The sequence below is a fragment of the Vibrio sp. 2033 genome, assembly GCF_033339735.1.
The window spans coordinates 1-1,127 of sequence record NZ_JAWOVC010000110.1; the positions used below are offsets into that span (position 1 = coordinate 1).

General features: G+C 46.8%; 1 protein-coding gene and 1 pseudogene. Both read left to right on the forward strand.

Going from position 1 to position 1,127, the window contains the following annotated elements:
- Positions 1–968 (forward strand): PhoH family protein (locus tag R7P74_RS24945; RefSeq protein WP_318123322.1); only part of this gene is annotated, 968 nt, incomplete at its 5' end.
- Positions 969–970: 2 nt separating this feature from the next.
- Positions 971–1,127: pseudogene (locus R7P74_RS24950) on the forward strand (rRNA maturation RNase YbeY); the annotation flags it as partial.

Genomic DNA, 1,127 nt, shown 5'->3' on the forward strand with positions numbered 1-1,127 from the left:
ATCGTAGTGACCATTTTACCATTGTTGGTAAGCCTCACACCTCAGCGGCTGCGCTGGACATTCTAAAAACGCTTTATGTAGATACTGCGCCTGTGCGTGGCGAGATCCCAGATATCGAACCAGAACAAATTCATCTGGCGATCAAAGAATCTGGCGTATTAGAACAAAATACCGAATCAAGTATTGCGCACGGTAAAGAAGTGTTCGTAAAAACCAAAAAAGGCGTCATTAAACCGCGCACACCAAACCAAGCTCAGTACTTGGTCAATATGGTTACGCACGACATCTCTTTTGGTATTGGTCCTGCAGGTACAGGTAAGACTTACCTTGCCGTTGCAGCAGCAGTTGATGCACTAGAACGCCAAGAAATTCGTCGCATTCTTTTGACACGTCCGGCGGTAGAAGCGGGTGAAAAACTGGGTTTCTTACCTGGTGATTTAAGCCAAAAGGTTGACCCATACCTTCGTCCACTGTACGACGCATTATTCGAGATGCTAGGCTTCGAGCGAGTTGAAAAGCTGATTGAACGCAACGTTATAGAGGTCGCTCCTCTGGCATACATGCGCGGTCGTACGCTGAACGATGCTTTCATCATTCTAGATGAAAGTCAGAACACCACCGTTGAACAGATGAAAATGTTCCTGACTCGTATTGGTTTCAATTCGCGTGCGGTTATTACTGGTGACGTCACTCAGATAGACTTACCTCGTGGTGCGAAGTCAGGTCTTCGTCATGCGATTGAAGTGCTCAGTGAAGTCGACGACATCAGCTTTAACTTCTTCCAAGCAGATGACGTTGTTCGCCACCCCGTGGTTGCTCGCATCGTCAACGCCTACGAGAAGTGGGAAGCGCAAGATCAAAAAGAACGTAAAGAGTTCGAGAAACGTCGCCGTGAAGAGCGTGATGCTAAACTGTTAGAAGCAGCGAAAGCAGAACTTAGCGCTCAAGTCGCTGCAACTAAGGAATAAAAATGGCAATTGAACTTGATCTGCAACTGGCAGTCGAAAATGAAGAAGGCTTACCTTCGCAGCAAGACTTCCAACTTTGGTTAGACAAGACCATCCCTCTTTTCCAACCTCAAGCAGAAGTGACAATTCGAATTGTCGATGGGAAAGAAAGCCACGATC